The organism is Streptomyces sp. SID12501 (assembly GCF_010550245.1).
Lineage (GTDB): Bacteria > Actinomycetota > Actinomycetes > Streptomycetales > Streptomycetaceae > Streptomyces.
In genome coordinates this window covers 85,955-101,953 of record NZ_JAAGLU010000011.1, presented here as the reverse complement: position 1 = coordinate 101,953, position 15,999 = coordinate 85,955, and the positions used below count along the sequence as shown (strand labels likewise).

Annotated in this window: 15 protein-coding genes; 11 read left to right on the top strand and 4 right to left on the bottom strand. The window is 70.3% G+C overall.

Translation table 11 applies throughout. The annotated features are described in order from the left end of the window. Positions 1-303: 303 nt before the first annotated feature. Positions 304-885: a hypothetical protein gene (locus G3I71_RS15220; protein WP_164314990.1), complete on the bottom strand. Its 582-nt coding sequence runs from the start codon at positions 883-885 to the stop codon at positions 304-306. 203 nt (positions 886-1,088) lie between these two features. Between G3I71_RS15220 and fmt the strand changes: the two genes are divergently transcribed. Together fmt and G3I71_RS15210 are read left to right on the top strand one after the other, a co-directional pair. Further along, entirely contained in the window at positions 1,089-2,021 is a 933-nt protein-coding gene (gene fmt, locus G3I71_RS15215; RefSeq protein ID WP_164314988.1) for a methionyl-tRNA formyltransferase, read from the top strand. Between the two features lie 107 nt (positions 2,022-2,128). Further along, complete coding sequence (locus G3I71_RS15210; RefSeq protein ID WP_164314986.1) at positions 2,129-3,547, top strand: transcription antitermination factor NusB; 1,419 nt, start codon at positions 2,129-2,131, stop codon at positions 3,545-3,547. On the opposite strand, the gene G3I71_RS15205 is transcribed toward G3I71_RS15210, so the two are convergent. Beyond that, positions 3,528-5,678, bottom strand: a complete 2,151-nt coding sequence (locus G3I71_RS15205; RefSeq protein ID WP_164314984.1) for an MMPL family transporter — start codon at positions 5,676-5,678, stop codon at positions 3,528-3,530. The genes G3I71_RS15210 and G3I71_RS15205 overlap by 20 nt on opposite strands. A gap of 134 nt (positions 5,679-5,812) precedes the next feature. On the opposite strand from G3I71_RS15205, the gene rpe reads away from it, so the two are divergent. From rpe to G3I71_RS15180, 5 genes are all read left to right on the top strand, one after another. Next, positions 5,813-6,499, top strand: coding sequence for a ribulose-phosphate 3-epimerase (gene rpe / locus G3I71_RS15200; protein ID WP_164314981.1), 687 nt, complete (start codon positions 5,813-5,815; stop codon positions 6,497-6,499). A 146-nt stretch (positions 6,500-6,645) separates the two neighbouring features. After that, entirely contained in the window at positions 6,646-7,638 is a 993-nt protein-coding gene (locus G3I71_RS15195) for a sugar-binding transcriptional regulator (RefSeq protein WP_239149164.1), read from the top strand. A 243-nt stretch (positions 7,639-7,881) separates the two neighbouring features. Further along, positions 7,882-8,298, top strand: coding sequence for a barstar family protein (locus G3I71_RS15190; RefSeq protein WP_164314979.1), 417 nt, complete (start codon positions 7,882-7,884; stop codon positions 8,296-8,298). 167 nt (positions 8,299-8,465) lie between these two features. Beyond that, positions 8,466-9,908 carry a GuaB1 family IMP dehydrogenase-related protein gene (locus G3I71_RS15185; protein WP_164315251.1) on the top strand — a complete coding sequence of 481 codons (1,443 nt, stop codon included), beginning with the start codon at positions 8,466-8,468 and terminating at the stop codon, positions 9,906-9,908. 7 nt (positions 9,909-9,915) lie between these two features. Continuing rightward, entirely contained in the window at positions 9,916-10,368 is a 453-nt protein-coding gene (locus G3I71_RS15180; protein WP_164314977.1) for an Lrp/AsnC family transcriptional regulator, read from the top strand. A 104-nt stretch (positions 10,369-10,472) separates the two neighbouring features. On the opposite strand, the gene G3I71_RS15175 is transcribed toward G3I71_RS15180, so the two are convergent. Next, on the bottom strand, positions 10,473-11,213 hold the full coding sequence (locus G3I71_RS15175; protein WP_164314975.1) for a GntR family transcriptional regulator: 741 nt from the start codon (positions 11,211-11,213) through the stop codon (positions 10,473-10,475). Between the two features lie 212 nt (positions 11,214-11,425). Between G3I71_RS15175 and G3I71_RS15170 the strand changes: the two genes are divergently transcribed. Genes G3I71_RS15170 through G3I71_RS15155 form a run of 4 tightly spaced genes read left to right on the top strand, consistent with a single transcriptional unit; the run spans position 11,426 to position 15,403 of the window. After that, complete coding sequence (locus G3I71_RS15170) at positions 11,426-12,583, top strand: extracellular solute-binding protein (RefSeq protein WP_164315249.1); 1,158 nt, start codon at positions 11,426-11,428, stop codon at positions 12,581-12,583. Next, positions 12,580-13,476: an ABC transporter permease subunit gene (locus G3I71_RS15165; RefSeq protein ID WP_164314973.1), complete on the top strand. Its 897-nt coding sequence runs from the start codon at positions 12,580-12,582 to the stop codon at positions 13,474-13,476. The genes G3I71_RS15170 and G3I71_RS15165 overlap by 4 nt, the downstream gene beginning before the upstream one ends. Continuing rightward, entirely contained in the window at positions 13,464-14,294 is an 831-nt protein-coding gene (locus tag G3I71_RS15160; protein ID WP_164314971.1) for an ABC transporter permease, read from the top strand. The genes G3I71_RS15165 and G3I71_RS15160 overlap by 13 nt, the downstream gene beginning before the upstream one ends. After that, positions 14,291-15,403, top strand: a complete 1,113-nt coding sequence (locus G3I71_RS15155) for an ABC transporter ATP-binding protein (RefSeq protein ID WP_164314969.1) — start codon at positions 14,291-14,293, stop codon at positions 15,401-15,403. Before G3I71_RS15160 ends, G3I71_RS15155 begins: the two co-directional genes overlap by 4 nt. On the opposite strand, the gene G3I71_RS15150 is transcribed toward G3I71_RS15155, so the two are convergent. Further along, positions 15,396-15,869, bottom strand: coding sequence for a hypothetical protein (locus tag G3I71_RS15150; protein WP_164314967.1), 474 nt, complete (start codon positions 15,867-15,869; stop codon positions 15,396-15,398). The genes G3I71_RS15155 and G3I71_RS15150 overlap by 8 nt on opposite strands. Between the last annotated feature and the right edge of the window lie 130 nt (positions 15,870-15,999).

Genomic DNA, 15,999 nt, shown 5'->3' with positions numbered 1-15,999 from the left:
GGGATCAGGGCTCGGCAGAGGGGTGGGTGTCGGGCTCTGGGCGTCAGGAGAGGGCGGATGAGGGTGTCGGTCCGACGCTTGCGGCGGCTGAGAGTGCGGGGGTTCGGCCCCGCCGCCCCTTCCCGTCCCATCCTCGGGGGCTCCGTCCCCGAACCCCCGTTCGCGCCGAACGCGCCCGTCCTCGAACTCCCGCAGAGGGGGACCCCCGGACGGGCTGAAATGGCTGGGCCTGGGGGCCTGCATGCCGCTGCCCTCCCGGGTGTGGGCGGGAGGGCAGAGGGTGGGGTGGGGTGGTGGTTCGGGTCAGCCGTTGCGTGGGCCGGGGAAGGCCGTGGGCCTCGACTCGTCGCGGGGGAACGTCGTGGGCCTTGCCTCGTCGCGGAGGGTCGGGCTGCCCGCCGTCGGCTGGGTCGGCATCGAGCGGGCCGCGGGGACCGTGGGCATGGCGGTGCCTACGCCGCTGACTGTGCCGACGCTGACCGTGCGGCTTGCCGAGGTCTCCGTGGCGCGCTCGGCCTCGGCCGCTGCCTGGGCGGCGGCGCGGCGGGCGCCGTAACGGCGGTGGACGGCCTGTTTGGTGACCCCGAGCGCGGAGCCCACCGCGTCCCACGAGAAGCCGAGCGAGCGGTCGAAGTCCACGGCTGCCGTGACCAGGGTCTCGACGCTGTCCCGCAGTTCCTGGGCGAGGCGGACGGTCGGGGCGGGGGCGCGTCCGTAGACGACGAAGCCCGTGGAGGGGCCGGAGCGGCGCGGGCGGTAGACATTGCCCAACTGGGCGGTGAGCGTGCGCAGTGCGTCCACCTGCCGGCGGACCCGCTCGATGTCCCGTACCAGCAAATGCAGGCTGGCCCGAGCCTGGGCGTCGTGGGTTGCGTGGTCGGCCATGAACAAGCCTCTCGAACCGGCGTTGAAAAGGAAGGGCCGCGCGGTGTGCGGCCCGTTGTGGTCAACTCTTTCTTGACCAACGCGATTTTGCGTGAGTGGTCACGGTGCGGGGGCGTAGGGGCATATGCGTACGCCCCCTGGAAGCGCGGTCATAGACTGGTGCGCTGCCCGCAGAATCCCGTCCGAGAGGCCCCCGCCCACCCATGAGGCTTGTCTTCGCTGGTACCCCCGAGGTCGCCGTTCCCGCTCTGGATGCCCTGATCGGGTCGGGACGGCATGAAGTGGTCGCCGTCGTCACGCGACCCGACGCGCCTGCCGGGCGGGGACGCAGGCTGGTCGCCAGCCCCGTGGCCCAGCGGGCCGAGGAGGCCGGCATCGAGGTGCTGAAGCCCGTCAAGCCAAGGGACGAGGCGTTCCTCGCGAGGCTGGGCGAGATCGGGCCCGACTGCTGTCCCGTCGTCGCGTACGGGGCCCTGCTGCCCCGTGTCGCCCTCGACATCCCCGCCCACGGCTGGGTCAACCTGCACTTCTCGCTGCTGCCCGCCTGGCGTGGCGCCGCGCCCGTGCAGCACTCCATCATGGGTGGCGACGAGATCACCGGCGCCTCCACCTTCCTGATCGAGGAGGGCCTCGACTCCGGGCCTGTCTACGGCACGGTGACCGAGACGATCCGGCCCACCGACACCAGCGGCGACCTGTTGACGCGGCTCGCCTTCGCGGGCTCCGGGCTGCTGGCCGCGACCATGGACGGCATCGAGGACGGCACCCTGAAGGCCGTACCGCAGCCCGCCGACGGCATCACCCTCGCGCCGAAGATCACCGTCGAGGACGCGCACGTCGACTGGTCCGTGCCCGCCCTCCGGGCCGACCGGATCGTGCGCGGGTGCACTCCCGCGCCCGGCGCCTGGACCGTGTTCCGGGGCGAGCGGCTCAAGCTCATCCAGGTCACGCCCGTGCCCGAGCGCACCGATCTCGCTCCCGGCGTGCTCTCCGTCGGCAAGAACAACGTGTACGTCGGCACCGGATCGCACGCCGTCGAACTGCTGTGGGTGCAGGCGCAGGGGAAGAAGCCGATGCGCGCCGCCGACTGGGCCCGGGGCGTGCGGATCACCGACGGCGAGATGCTCGGCGCCTGAGTTGCTCTCGCGGCCCGTTCCAGTGCGGTACCGCGAGATCCCGGCCGGCCCGGCACGACGTACGCTGGAAATCGCACCCCTTTTCCCGTATCCGGAGCACCTTTTTCGTGAGCGAGCAGCCCAGCCGGCCCCACAAGACCGGCAAGCCGTACCGTCGGCCCCAGAAGGACCCCGTCCGCATCCTCGCCTTCGAGGCGCTGCGGGCCGTGGACGAGCGGGACGCGTACGCCAATCTGGTGTTGCCGCCGCTCCTTCGGGCGGCCCGGGCGAAGGGGGACTTCGACGGGCGGGACGCGGCTCTCGCGACCGAGCTGGTGTACGGGACGCTGCGTCGGCAGGGGACCTACGACGCCGTCATCGGTCAATGCGTCGACCGGCCCCTGCGCGAGGTCGATCCGCCGGTGCTCGATGTGCTCAGCCTCGGCGTTCACCAGCTGCTCGGGACGCGGATCCCCACGCACGCCGCCGTGTCCGCCTCCGTCGAGCTGGCCAGGGTCGTGCTCGGTGACGGGCGGGCCAAGTTCGTGAACGCCGTGCTGCGCAAGGTCGCCCAGCACGATCTCGACGCCTGGATCGAGCGGGTCGCGCCGCCCTACGACGACGATCCCGAGGACCACCTCGCCGTGGTGCACTCGCACCCCAGGTGGGTCGTCTCCGCCCTGTGGGATTCGCTGGGTGGTGGCCGCGCCGGGATCGAGGAACTGCTCGCCGCCGACAACGAGCGGCCCGAGGTCACCCTGGTCGCCCGGCCGGGCCGGTCCACCACCGAGGAGCTGCTCCTCGAGGAGGCCGCGGTGCCGGGGCGCTGGTCGCCGTACGCCGTGCGGCTCGCCGAAGGCGGGGAACCCGGGGCCATCGACGCCGTACGGGACGGGCGTGCGGGCGTGCAGGACGAGGGCAGCCAGCTTGTCGCGCTCGCCCTGGCCAACGTTCCGATCGACGGGCCCGACAAGGCCTGGCTCGACGGGTGTGCCGGGCCGGGCGGCAAGGCCGCGCTGCTCGCCGCTCTCGCCGCGGAGCGGGGTGCGCTGCTGCTCGCCTCCGAGAAGCTGCCGCACCGGGCCGGTCTGGTCGCGAAGGCGCTGAACGGCAGTCCGGGCCCCTACCAGGTCATCGTGGGGGACGGGACCCGGCCGCCGTGGCGGGCCGGCAGTTTCGACCGGGTGCTGATGGACGTGCCGTGCACCGGGCTCGGGGCGCTGCGCAGGCGGCCCGAGGCGCGCTGGCGGCGACGCCCCGAGGACCTGGAAGGTTTCGCGCCGCTCCAGCGCGCGCTGCTGACCACCGCGCTGGAGTCGGTCCGTGTCGGCGGGATCGTCGGCTACGCCACCTGCTCGCCGCACCTCGCCGAGACCCGGGCCGTCGTCGACGACATTCTCAAGCAGCATCCGCACACCGAACTCGTCGACGCCCGGCCGCTGTTGGAGGGCGTGACCGACCTCGGCGAGGGTCCCGACGTACAGCTGTGGCCGCATCTGCACGGGACCGACGCCATGTATCTGGCCCTCATTCGCCGGACCGGCTGACCGTCGGGGTGGCGGCCGGCTCCGGGGCCTCGGTTCCGTCGGACTCCTTGGCCGGCCGGTGCGGCCACCACACCTTCGGGCCGACGTCCAGGAACAGGGACGTGACCAGGACCGACCGGACCACGAACGTGTCCAGGAGCACGCCCAGGGCCACCGCGAAGCCGATCTCCGCGAACGCCACCATGGGCAGCGTGCCGAGGGCCGCGAACGTGCCGGCCAGGACCAGGCCCGCCGAGGTGATGACCGCTCCCGTCGCCGCCAGGCCCGTCACCACGCCCTTGCGGGTGCCCTGACGGGCCGCCTCTTCGCGGATACGGGTGGTCAGGAAGATGTTGTAGTCGATGCCGAGTGCCACCAGGAACACGAAGACGAACAGCGGGAAGTCCGTCGACTCGCCCGCGTAGTCGAACAGGTGACGGAAGGCGAGGGCGCTGATGCCCAGTGCCGCCGCGAAGGACAGCACCACCGTGCCGATCAGCAGCAGCGGGGCGATCAGGGACCGGAGCAGGCCGCAGAGGATCAGCAGGACCACTGCCAGGACCAGCGGGATGATCAGCATGTTGTCGTGCGTCGTCGCCCTGTCCATGTCCAGCAGGGCCGCCGTACCGCCGCCCACCTGGGCGTCGGCGTCCGGCACCGCGTGCACTGCGTCCCGGACCCGCTCCACTGTCTGTTTCGCGGCCTCGCTGTCCGCCGGGGCGGTCATTGTCGCCTCGAACAGCACCTTGCCCTCGTGGGAGGCCTTCGTGCTCGGCGGCAGACCGAGGGAGGTGGGCACCACGCCACGCGTCTCCGCGACCGCCCGGCCGACCTGCTGGGCCTGCGCCTGGTTGCTGATGACGACGAGCGGATCGCCGCTGCCCGCCGGGAAGTAGCGCGCGGACACCTCCTGGCCGACGATCGAGTCCGGCTTGTCGGTGAACGCGTCCGCGTTGCTCAGCCCCTCGGCGCGCAGCTGCATCAGGCCGAACGAGCATGCGATCAGGGCCGCCGCCGTGATGCCCCAGACCATGCGCGGGCGGACGGCGATGCCCCGGCCCATCCGGGCCCACAGGCCGCGCTCGGTCGGGTCCGGCGAGCCGTTGTGCGGGATCACCGGCCAGAAGATCCAGCGGCCGCAGATCACCAGCAGAGCGGGGAAGAGCGTGATCATGGCCAGCAGGGCCACCGCCACCCCGATCGCCGCCACCGGGCCCAGGCCGCTCGTCGAGTTCATCTCGGCGGCCACCAGCACCAGCATGCCGAGCACGACCGTCGCGCCGGACGCGATGACGGCGGGGCCCGCGCGGTGCAGGGCAAGCGCCATCGCCTCGTGGCGGTCCTCGTGACGGCGCAGCTCCTCCCGGTAACGGGCGACCAGGAGCAGGGCGTAGTCGGTCCCCGCGCCGAACACCAGCACGGTGAGAATGCCGGCGCTCTGACCGTTCACCGTCAGGCCCGCGTGTTCGGCGAGGAAGTAGATCAGCGCCTGCGCGGTGAACAGGGCCGCGACCACACCCAGCAGGGGCACGACGATCAGGGTGGGGCTGCGGTAGGTGAGCAGCAGCATCACGATGACGACGCCCATGGCCGAGAGCAGCAGCGTCGAGTCGATGCCCTCGAAGGCCTCGGAGAAGTCCGCCGACGTACCGCCGGGCCCCGTGATGTGCACGGCCATCCCGGCCGCAGCGGTACCGGCGGCGGCCCGGACAGAGGCGACGGCGGACGAGATCTGCTCCCAGCCCTGCTCGTCCATCGTGATGGGTACGAAGATCTGCGCGGCCCGTGGATCGGAGGTGCGGTCGTACACCGGGCCCCGGGTCTCCGTGCCCCGGATGCCGTGGTCCCGCAGCTTCTCGATGCGCGCCGCGCCCTCGGTGATCCGGGCCCGGTCCGCCGCCGTGAGGCCGCTCCCGCGCGCGTAGACGACGATCGCGGGGATCTGCTCGGGCCGGAAACCCTCGGAGAGATGAAGGACCTGGGTGGACTCGGCGGACCCCGGCAGCCAGGAGGCGGCGTCGTTGTCCTGGGCGTCGGTGAGCTTCTGCGCGAAGGGCGCGACAAACACCAGCAGCACCAGCCACAGTGCCAACACCAGCCACTTGGCCCGCCGCCCACAGACGAAATACGCGATCCTGCGGTGACTGTTCATACCCACCTCGCATGGTCCCACCCAGGGGCGCGGGGAACTGCGCGACCAGCCACAGACGGCCCGCGGACTACACACCACCCAAGCCAAGACGGACCCAACCGCGCAACCCCCGGAGGGCATGGCACGCTTGGGGCATGGCCGCGCAGATCAACCCCAGCATCCTGTCCGCAGACTTCGCCCGACTCGCCGAGGAGGCGAAGGCGGTCGACGGGGCCGACTGGCTTCACGTCGATGTGATGGACAACCATTTCGTACCGAACCTCACGCTGGGTGTGCCGGTCGTAGAGTCCCTGGCCCGGGCGACGGACATCCCGCTGGACTGCCACCTGATGATCGAGGACCCCGATCGATGGGCTCCGCAGTACGTCGAAGCGGGTGCCGGTTCCGTGACCTTCCATGTGGAGGCCGCCGCCGCTCCGGTACGGCTCGCCCGCGAGATCCGGGCGAAGGGCGCCCGGGCCTCCATGGCCCTCAAGCCCGCGACCCCGATCGAGCCGTACGAGGATCTGCTGCCCGAACTCGACATGTTGCTGATCATGACGGTCGAGCCGGGTTTCGGCGGCCAGGCGTTTCTCGACATCATGCTCCCCAAGATTCGCCGCACCCGCGAGTTGATCAGCAAGCACGGCCTTGAGCTGTGGCTCCAGGTCGACGGAGGCGTCGCCGCCTCCACCATCGAGCGCTGCGCCGAGGCCGGCGCCGATGTCTTCGTCGCCGGATCGGCTGTCTACGGCGCCGCGGACCCGGCGGAGGCGGTACGTGCGCTGCGCACCCAGGCTCAGACGGCGACCGCCGGTGCGTCCTGGGCGTGCGGCCACTGAGCCAAGGGAACGTGAACGACGTACTTCTGGGCAGATCAAGTACTCGGGATCTGACAGGATGAACGGCGAATCCAGAATGTGAACAGCAGCGATGTAAGAGCAGTGAGGAGATCGCCGTGTCGGGTATGTCGGCTGGCCGGTCAGCCATGCGGATGGGACCCGCTGAGCTGGTGCAGGCGGCGGCCATGGCCCGCCGCTTCTACCTGGAGGGCAAGTCCAAGATCCAGATCGCCGAGGAGTTCGGCGTCAGCCGCTTCAAGGTGGCCCGGGTCCTGGAGACCGCTCTCGAACGGGATCTGGTGCGGATCGAGATCCGTGTCCCGGCCGAACTGGATGCCGAGCGCTCTGACGCGCTGCGCGCCCGGTACGGCCTCAGGCACGCGGTCGTGGTCGAGTCCCCGGCCGAGGCCTCCGAGGAGTCACCCGATCCTGAGAACCTCGGTGAAGTGGCCGCCGACCTGCTCGGCGAACTGGTGAACGAAGGCGATGTGCTGGGTCTCGCCTGGGGCCGGTCCACCATCCACATGGCCGCGGCCCTCGACCGGCTGCCGCCCTGCACGGTGGTCCAGCTGACGGGTGTGTACGACGCCGGAACCGCCGAGCGCGGCTCCGTCGAGGCGGTCCGTCGTGCCGCCCAGGTGTCCGGTGGCGACGCCCACCCCATCTACGCCCCGATGCTGCTGCCCGACGCGGCCACCGCCGCCGCGCTGCGCAACCAGACCGGGATCGCGCGGGCCTTCGAGTACTTCGACAAGGTCACCGTCGCCTGCGTCTCCATCGGCTCCTGGGAAGCCGGTATCTCGACGGTGCACGACATGCTCAGCGACGAGGAGCGCAGCCACTACGCGTCCCTGGGTGTCGCCGCCGAGATGTCCGCGCACCTCTTCGACAGTGACGGGCGCCGGGTCGGCCGTGACCTCGGCGAGCGGTGCATCACCGTCAAGACGGACCAGCTCCGCCGGGTCCCCGAGGTCGTCGCGATCGCGGGCGGGCAGCGCAAGGCCGCGGCCATCGACGCGGTGCTGCGGTCCGGGCTGGTCACCAGCCTGGTCACGGACACCTCGGCCGCGGACTATCTGATGACGGCGGGCCCGACGCCGAAGCCGGCGCTCAACAGGGCGGACCCGGACGGGATCTGACGGGTTGCGAAGGTGCGTACGGTGCCCGGGTTCCCTTCGGAGCCCGGGCACCGCTCTGTTCAACGGCCCTTTCATTGAACGACTCGCCGATCGACGTGTCCTGTCGGGAGGCTGTCGCCCGGGAACTCTCCCAGATTCTCGCCCGGTTTCCCGCCCGGGTCCTCGTTGTCACGGGGCGGGTGGTGGGATCTACTACAGCGATGATCACTTCGACCTTCCGCGACTCCACACGGCGGTGCTGAGATGACCGACCACCCCCTCGTCCCGGTGTTCGCCGGCAGCGTGCCCGCCGGTGTCCTGTCCTGGCCCGCCGCACTGCCGGCGGACCGCGCGCTCGAAGCCGCCCGCGAAGCCGGCTGGGAGGCCGTCGACCTCGACCTCGCCGATGTGTCCGACAAGGCCGGGCTGATGACGGCCTGCGCCACCGCGATGCGCTTCCCGGACCACTTCGGCTCGAACTGGGACGCCCTGGCGGACTGTCTCGGCGACCTGCAGTGGTGGCCCGCGAGCCGAGGCCGGCTCCTCCTGGTCCGCAACTGGCAGGCGTACGCGACGGCCCGGCCCGAGGAGTGGAACACGCTCCAGGAGCTCTTCGCCGACGCCGCCGCGAGCTGGCGGGAGACGGAGACGGGGCTGGCGGTGGTGATGGTGCTCGCCTGACCTCTCCCGCGGTGGTCCGTCGGAGGATGGCACCAGCCGTCCCACGATTCGTCTGGACGATCCGACCAGGCGGTTTCAGGTCACCGGCATGGGACAATGAGGTACGTGCTCTTCCCCTTGGCTGTCCTGTCCGGGGGCCACCTCTGATCGACCGGGATGTGCAGCACGTGCGTTTCCTCAACGACATCCAGCCCCCGTACGACCTGACGTACGACGACGTCTTCATGGTCCCGAGCCGTTCCGCCGTGGGTTCCCGGCAGGCCGTGGACCTCAGCTCCCCCGACGGTTCGGGTACGACGATCCCGCTGGTCGTCGCCAACATGACCGCCATCGCCGGCCGCCGGATGGCCGAGACGGTCGCCCGGCGCGGCGGGATCGTCGTCATCCCGCAGGACATCCCGATCGAGGTCGTCACCGACGTCGTCTCCTGGGTGAAGAGCCGGCACCTCGTACTCGACACGCCGATCATGCTCGCCCCGCACCAGACCGTCGCCGACGCCCTCGCCCTGCTGCCCAAGCGGGCGCACAACGCGGGTGTGGTCGTCGACGCCGAGCAGCGGCCGGTCGGTGTGGTCACCGACGCCGACCTGACCGGTGTGGACCGCTTCACCCAGCTCTCCGAGGTCATGTCGAAGGACCTGCTCCTCCTCGACGCAGACATCGACCCGCGCGAGGCCTTCAACCGTCTCGACGGCGCCAACCGCCGGTACGCGCCCGCTGTCGACGCCGAGGGCAGGCTCGCCGGCATCCTCACCCGCAAGGGCGCTCTGCGTGCCACCCTCTACACGCCGGCCACGGATGTGAACGGCCGTCTGCGGATCGCCGCCGCCGTCGGGATCAACGGCGATGTGGCCGGAAAGGCGCAGCAACTGCTCGACGCGGGCGTCGACACGCTCGTCATCGACACCGCGCACGGTCATCAGGAGTCGATGCTCAGCGCCATCAAGCTGGTCCGTGACCTCGACCCGCACGTCCCGATCGCCGCGGGCAACATCGTCGCTGCCGAGGGTGTCAGGGACCTCATCGAGGCGGGCGCCGACATCATCAAGGTCGGCGTCGGACCGGGCGCCATGTGCACCACCCGCATGATGACGGGCGTGGGCCGGCCGCAGTTCTCGGCGGTCCTGGAGTGCGCGGCCGAGGCGAAGAAGTACGGCAAGCACGTGTGGGCGGACGGCGGGGTACGCCACCCTCGTGACGTCGCGATGGCGCTGGCCGCCGGTGCGTCGAACGTGATGGTCGGCTCCTGGTTCGCGGGGACGTACGAGTCCCCGGGCGACCTCCAGCAGGATGCCGCCGGGCACCTCTACAAGGAGTCGTTCGGCATGGCGTCGGCGCGTGCGGTGCGCAACCGTACGTCGGAGGAGTCGTCGTACGACCGGGCCCGCAAGGCGCTGTTCGAGGAGGGCATCTCCACGTCCCGGATGTTCCTCGACCCGGCCCGTCCGGGCGTCGAGGACCTGATCGACTCGATCATCGCGGGCGTCCGCTCCTCCTGCACCTACGCCGGTGCCAACTCCCTCGAGGAGTTCGCCCAGAAGGCCATCGTCGGCATCCAGAGCGCCGCCGGGTACGCGGAGGGCAAGCCGCTCCACGCCAGCTGGAGCTGACCCGACCGTGCTGAACGATCTCGACGAACGTATCGTGCACGCCCTCGCCGAGGACGCGCGTCGCTCCTACGCGGACATCGGGCAGCTGGTCGGGCTGTCCGCGCCGGCGGTGAAGCGGCGGGTGGACCGGTTGCGGGCGAGCGGGGCGATCACCGGGTTCACCGTGCGGGTGGATCCGGCGGCGCTGGGGTGGGAGACGGAGGGGTTCGTCGAGATCTACTGCCGGCGGAACACCTCGCCGGAGACGATTCAGCGGGGGCTGGAGCGGTATCAGGAGGTGGTGGCCGCGTCCACCGTGACGGGGGAGGCGGATGCGGTGGTGCAGGTTTTCGCCTCTGACATGCGGCACTTCGAGCGGGTGCTTGAGCGGATCGCGGGGGAGCCGTTCGTGGAGCGGACGAAGTCCGTGCTGGTGCTGTCGCCCTTGTTGCGGAGGTTTTCTGCGGGGTCGCCCACGTAGGTGCCTCTGGGGGTGAGTTCGCGGGTGCGGGTTCGCTGTGGCTTGTCGCGCAGTTCCCCGCGCCCCTTCCCGGCACTGCCCCCAGCCCCGTTTGCAAGCCGGCCTTATTCCGCCGGTTTTCTCGCCAGGGCGTTGTTTCCGATCGAGTTGTGGACGCTGAAGCTCACCGCGTCGCCTCGGTAGCGGTCGTCGGACCATTCGACCGGGCGGCCCTCCCTGGTTGTTGTCACGCGGCGGACGCGTAGGAGAGGGCTGGTGCGGCGGATGTCGAGGAGTTCGGCGTCCTGGGCGCCGGCCGCCACCGCGTCGATGACGTGTTCGCCGTATGCGAAGACCAGACCCGTGTCCTCGAAGAGGCGTTGGGTGACCGAGGGGCAGTCCGGTTCGATGGGTTCCACGGACGGGGCGATCCAGTCGGCGTAGACCGTGCGTTCCAGGAGGACCGGTTCGCCGTCCAGGCCGCGTACGCGCAGGACGTACAACACCCTTTCCTTCTCAGGGAGTTGGAGACGGATCGCGTCCTCCGCCGTCGCCGGACGGTACTCCTGGTGGACCACTCGGCCCGTTGCCTCGCGGCCCATCGCGCGGGCCCACTGGGCGAAGCTGCGCAGTTCCTCGAAGGTCTGGCTGCGGCGGCTGGCCAGGACCACCCGGCGGGCGCCCTGGCGGGAGCCGATCAGACCCTCGGACGTCAGGGCGGCCACGGCCTGGCGGATCGTGCCGCGGGCCACGCCGTAGTGGGCGGCGAGTTCCGTTTCCGGAGGCAGACGGCTGCCGACCGTGTACTGCTCGTGGTCGATCGCGCGGCGCAGCTCGTCGGCGATCTCCTCGTGTCGCGCCGTCATGCTTCCCCTCCGGATTTGTCGCTGTGCACAGCGTGAGCAGCCTAATCGACATCTGGGAGCGGTCAGGGCGCGCCGGAAATGTGCAGGGAATCAGTGGTCAGTGTTTCGCCAGTGTTTACGGGCGTGATACCGGCGGAAGTCCTACTGAAGCCAACTTGTTCAGACAAGTTCTCCGCACTACCTCCACCCTCGTGCGCACCCCTGGAGAGACCGTGATCGTGACCCTGCCGAGAACAGCCGTCCGCGGCGGCGCCCTCGCCGTCGTCGCCGCGCTCGCCCTGAGCGCCTGCGGCGCGGCCCCCGACGACACGTCGACCACCGCGAACGGCAGGAGCGCGGCCACCGCGACCTCCGCCGCCGACTTCGGCGGCCTGGACGCCCTGGTGAAGGCGGCCAGGAAGGAGGGCAAACTCAACGCCATCGCGCTGCCCCGCGACTGGGCCAACTACGGAGCCCTGATCGACGGTTTCCAGAAGAAGTACGGCATCAAGATCTCCGTGGAGAGTCCCGACGGGACCAGCCAGGACGAGATCAACGCCGTCACCTCCCGCAAGGGACAGGACCGCGCGCCGGACGTGCTCGACCTCGGCAGTTCCTTCGCCATCAGCGCCGCCCAGCAGGGGCTGCTCGCGCCGTACAAGGTCGTGTCGTTCGACGACCTCGCCACCGGGCAGAAGGACGTGCAGGCCCGCTGGTACAACGACTACGGCGGCTACATCTCCATCGGCTGCGACGCGAAGCGGGTCAAGTCCTGTCCGACCACCTTCGCCGACCTGCTCAAGCCGCAGTACAAGGGCCAGGTCGCCCTCAACGGCAACCCCACCAAGTCCGGTTCGGCCTTCGGCGGTGTGTACGCGGCCTCCCTTGCCAGTGGCGGCTCCTTCGACGACATCCAGCCCGGCCTCGACTTCTTCGCCAAGCTCAAGAAGAACGGCAACTACACGCCCGTCGAGTCCACCCCGGCGACCGTCGAGAAGGGCGAGACGCCGATCAGCATCGACTGGGACTACCTGAACGCCGGGTACGCCGACGAGTTCAAGTCCAAGGGCCTCGACTGGAAGGTGTCGGTGCCGAGCGACGGCCAGTTCTCGCAGTACTACTCCCAGGCCGTCAACAAGGACGCCCCGCACCCCGCCGCCGCCCGCCTGTGGCAGGAGTACCTCTACAGTGCCGAGGGCCAGAACCTGTGGCTCAAGGGGTACGCCCGCCCGGCTCTGATGACCGCCATGGAGAAGGCCGGCACCCTCGACAAGACGGCCGCGGCCAAGCTGCCCGAGGTCTCCGGGACGCCCAGCTTCCCGACCGAGGCCCAGCAGGACAAGGCCAAGACGGTCCTCGGCCAGGGCTGGGCGAAGGCGATCTCCGGATGACCTCCGCCCTCCCGAGGGTCGACACGGTGTCCGCCGCCGCACCGCGGCGGCGGCGCCGTGCGCCGGGCTGGCTCGCCGTCGTCCCGCTGCTCGCCGTCACCGCGATCGCCTTCGGCGTCCCGGCGCTGGCCATGCTGAACGGCGCGTTCACGGCCAAGGACCAGGCGACGGGCGCCACTTCGTACACCATGGCGAACCTGACCGACTCCCTGCAGGGCGCCTACCTGACCGCCCTCCTCGGCAGTGTCAAGCTGTCCGCCCTCTCCGCCGCCCTGGCGACCGTGCTCGGCCTGTTCCTGGCGCAGGCTGTGGTGACCTCGCGGTTCCGGGCACTGCGCGAGGCCATCCTGACCGCCTCCGGGGTACTGGCCAACTTCGGCGGAGTACCGCTCGCGTTCGCCTTCGTCGCCACCCTCGGCAACTCCGGTGTCCTTACCCAGCACCTCGATCTGAAGGACGCGGGCTGGGACCTCTACAGCTTCTGGGGCCTGACCCTGGTCTATCTGTACTTCCTCATCCCGCTGATGGTGCTCACCATCACCCCGGCCCTGGAGGGACTGCGCGTCCAGTGGCGCGAGGCCGCCCAGAACAGCGGCGCCACCCACGCCCAGTACTGGCGGCACGTGGCCCTGCCCGTGCTCACGCCGTCCCTGCTCGGCGGCTTCGTGCTGCTGTTCGGCAGCGCGTTCGCCGCCTACGCGACCGCCGCCGCCATGGTGGGCAGCGCCGTCCCGCTGGTCACCCTCCAGATTGCCGACGCGCTCTCCGGCAACGTCCTGGTCGGACAGGAGAACGTGGCGCTCGCCCTCAGCCTCGACATGGTGCTGGTCGCGGGCCTGGTGATGGCCCTCTACCTGCCCCTGCAACGACGGAGCGCGCGATGGCTCGCCTGAACCCGTGGCGGTGGGTCGTGTTCGGCCTTGCCGCGCTGTACTTCCTCGTCCCGCTGGGCGCGTCCGTGATCTTCTCGGTCGACGTCAACGACGAGGTCACCTTCGACGCCTACAGCCAGATCGTCGGCACCGACGGCTTCGTCTCCAGTCTGCTGCTCGCCCTCGAACTGGCCGCCGCCACCATCGCCTTGGTGCTGCTGCTCATGGTGCCCGCGATGGTCGCCCTGCGGCTCGGCGCGCCCCGGCTGCGGCCGGTCGTCGAGGTGGTCTGCTCGCTGCCGCTGGTCGTGCCGCCCATCGCGTTCGTCGCCGGGATCGTCACGGTCCTGAAGTGGGGCCCCGACCATTTCTCGCGGACGCCGTTCTTCGAGACGTTCGTGGCCGTCCAGAACCCGGACTTCCCCTTCGTTCTTGTCCTGGCATACGTCGTGATGGCGCTGCCGTTCGTCTACCGGGCACTGGACGCCGGGTTGCGTGCGATCGACGTGCCCACCCTCGTCGAGGCCGCCCGCAGCTGCGGCGCGAACCAGACCCAGGCCCTGCTGCGGGCCGTGCTGCCGAACCTGCGCGGCGCGCTGCTCAACGCCTCCTTCCTGACCCTCGCCCTGGTGCTCGGCGAGTACACCGTCGCCCACCTCCTGGGCTTCCGACCCTTCGCGGTGTGGATCGTCGACATCTCCGGCTCCCAGGCTCAGATGTCCGTCGCCGTGTCCGTGCTCAGCCTGCTCGTGACCTGGGCGCTGCTGCTGGCCCTCGCCGCCCTCGGAGGACGGCACGCCTCCTCCCGTACCGTCGCCCAAGGGAAGACAACGCCATGACGATCACAATCCCCGAGAACGAGGTTCCCGAGAACGGCAGGACCGTCCAGGACGGCGCCGCCACCGTCGAGTTCCGCGGCCTGACCCGCCGGTTCGGGGCGACGGTCGCGCTCGACGCCCACGACCTGACCGTCCGGCCCGGCGAACTGATCGCCCTGCTCGGCCCGTCCGGCTGCGGCAAGACCACCGCGCTGCGCATGCTCGCCGGGTTCGAGGCGCCCGACTCCGGCGCGGTGCTGGTCGACGGACAGGACGTCACCGGTGTTCCGGCCCATCGGCGCGACGCCGGGATGGTCTTCCAGTCGTACAGCCTCTTCCCGCACCTGAACGCACTGGACAACGTGGCCTTCGGACTGCGCATGCGGAAGGTGGCCACGGCCGAACGACGCTCGCGGGCGGCGGAGCTGCTGGAGCTGGTCGGGCTCGCCGACAAGGGCGAGCGGTTCCCGCACCAGCTCTCCGGCGGTCAGCAGCAGCGCGTCGCGCTCGCCCGGGCGCTCGCCCTGCGACCGCGGGTCCTGCTGCTCGACGAGCCGCTGTCGGCGCTGGACGCCAAGGTGCGCACCACACTGCGCGAGGAGATCCGCCGCCTCCAGCAGGAACTCGGCATCACCACCTTGTTCGTCACCCACGACCAGGAGGAGGCGCTCTCGACGGCCGACCGGGTCGCCGTGCTGCGGGCCGGCCGGGTCGAGCAGTGCTCTACACCCACCGAGCTGTACGCCCGCCCGGCCACCGCCTTCGTCGCCGAGTTCGTCGGGACGACGAGCCGGATCCCCGGGGTCATGAGCGCGCCGGACACCGTCGAGGTGCTGGGGCGCCGGGTCCCCGCGACCGGCGCGGGCATCGCCGCCGGCACGGACGTCGACGTGCTGCTGCGCCCGGAAGGGGTGGACGTCACCCCCGATCCGGGCGCCGGGGCGCGGGTGGTCGCCACCGCTTTCCTGGGCGCGACCACCCGCGTCACGGTACGGCTGTCGAACGGAGTGGAGGTCAAGGCCGACGTACCCACCCGGCGCACCGCCGAGCTTCCCGTCGGCACGCCGGTCGCCGTCGGACTCCCGGACCAGGAGGTGCTGGTGGTGGAGCGGCCGCGGACGGCTACTTGAAGATGCCGCAGTACAGATTGACGTTGGGCGTCTCCCAGTGCGTGCCCGCTTCTCGGAGCCAGACGGTCTGCCAGGTCTTCAGGCTCGCCCCTGAATTCGGGTAGTCGAATGTGCACTGGTGGGTGATGCTCCAACTCGCCGACTTCTTCGACTGGAAGACGTAGTCCCGCTTCTCGTACAAGTCGCGGCCGAATGCGGGGTGTGCGTAGTTGATTTCCGACGTCATATGGAATGTGTGGCTGGACTCGCATTTCCATGAGCCGTTCACGGTGATGGTCTGGTCGTCGCGGCCGTAGTAGTGGTGGACCGGTACCCCGACGGAGAACGTACAGCCCTCGAACGTCCAGTTCACCGTGGTCGCGCCGGCTGCCGGGGCCTCCAGGACGCCGAGCGCCGTGACCGAGAGCAGCGCTGCGGAGAGTGCGGCGAGGTGGGAGCGGGAAAAGCGGGAAAGGCGAGAAAACATGGAAACCCCGTTTCGTTGTGGTCGGCGCACGTCAACCTAGCAGGCGGTGAGGAATAGAAATCGATCTCTTGATGACTTTGCCGATAATTTCCCGACTTGGTGGAAAAGAAAGTGAAGGTTTCCGTGGAAA

What these genes read in the sequence shown, in the direction of transcription:
- G3I71_RS15190 (WP_164314979.1), top strand. Translation starts at nt 7,882, where the DNA reads ATGACCGACCACCCCCTCGTCCCGGTGTTCGCCGGCAGCGTGCCCGCC.
- fmt (WP_164314988.1), top strand. Translation starts at nt 1,089, where the DNA reads ATGAGGCTTGTCTTCGCTGGTACCCCCGAGGTCGCCGTTCCCGCTCTG.
- G3I71_RS15150 (WP_164314967.1), bottom strand. Translation starts at nt 15,869, where the DNA reads ATGTTTTCTCGCCTTTCCCGCTTTTCCCGCTCCCACCTCGCCGCACTC.
- G3I71_RS15165 (WP_164314973.1), top strand. Translation starts at nt 12,580, where the DNA reads ATGACCTCCGCCCTCCCGAGGGTCGACACGGTGTCCGCCGCCGCACCG.
- G3I71_RS15220 (WP_164314990.1), bottom strand. Translation starts at nt 885, where the DNA reads ATGGCCGACCACGCAACCCACGACGCCCAGGCTCGGGCCAGCCTGCAT.
- G3I71_RS15205 (WP_164314984.1), bottom strand. Translation starts at nt 5,678, where the DNA reads ATGAACAGTCACCGCAGGATCGCGTATTTCGTCTGTGGGCGGCGGGCC.
- G3I71_RS15175 (WP_164314975.1), bottom strand. Translation starts at nt 11,213, where the DNA reads ATGACGGCGCGACACGAGGAGATCGCCGACGAGCTGCGCCGCGCGATC.
- G3I71_RS15160 (WP_164314971.1), top strand. Translation starts at nt 13,464, where the DNA reads ATGGCTCGCCTGAACCCGTGGCGGTGGGTCGTGTTCGGCCTTGCCGCG.
- G3I71_RS15155 (WP_164314969.1), top strand. Translation starts at nt 14,291, where the DNA reads ATGACGATCACAATCCCCGAGAACGAGGTTCCCGAGAACGGCAGGACC.
- G3I71_RS15195 (WP_239149164.1), top strand. Translation starts at nt 6,646, where the DNA reads ATGCGGATGGGACCCGCTGAGCTGGTGCAGGCGGCGGCCATGGCCCGC.
- rpe (WP_164314981.1), top strand. Translation starts at nt 5,813, where the DNA reads ATGGCCGCGCAGATCAACCCCAGCATCCTGTCCGCAGACTTCGCCCGA.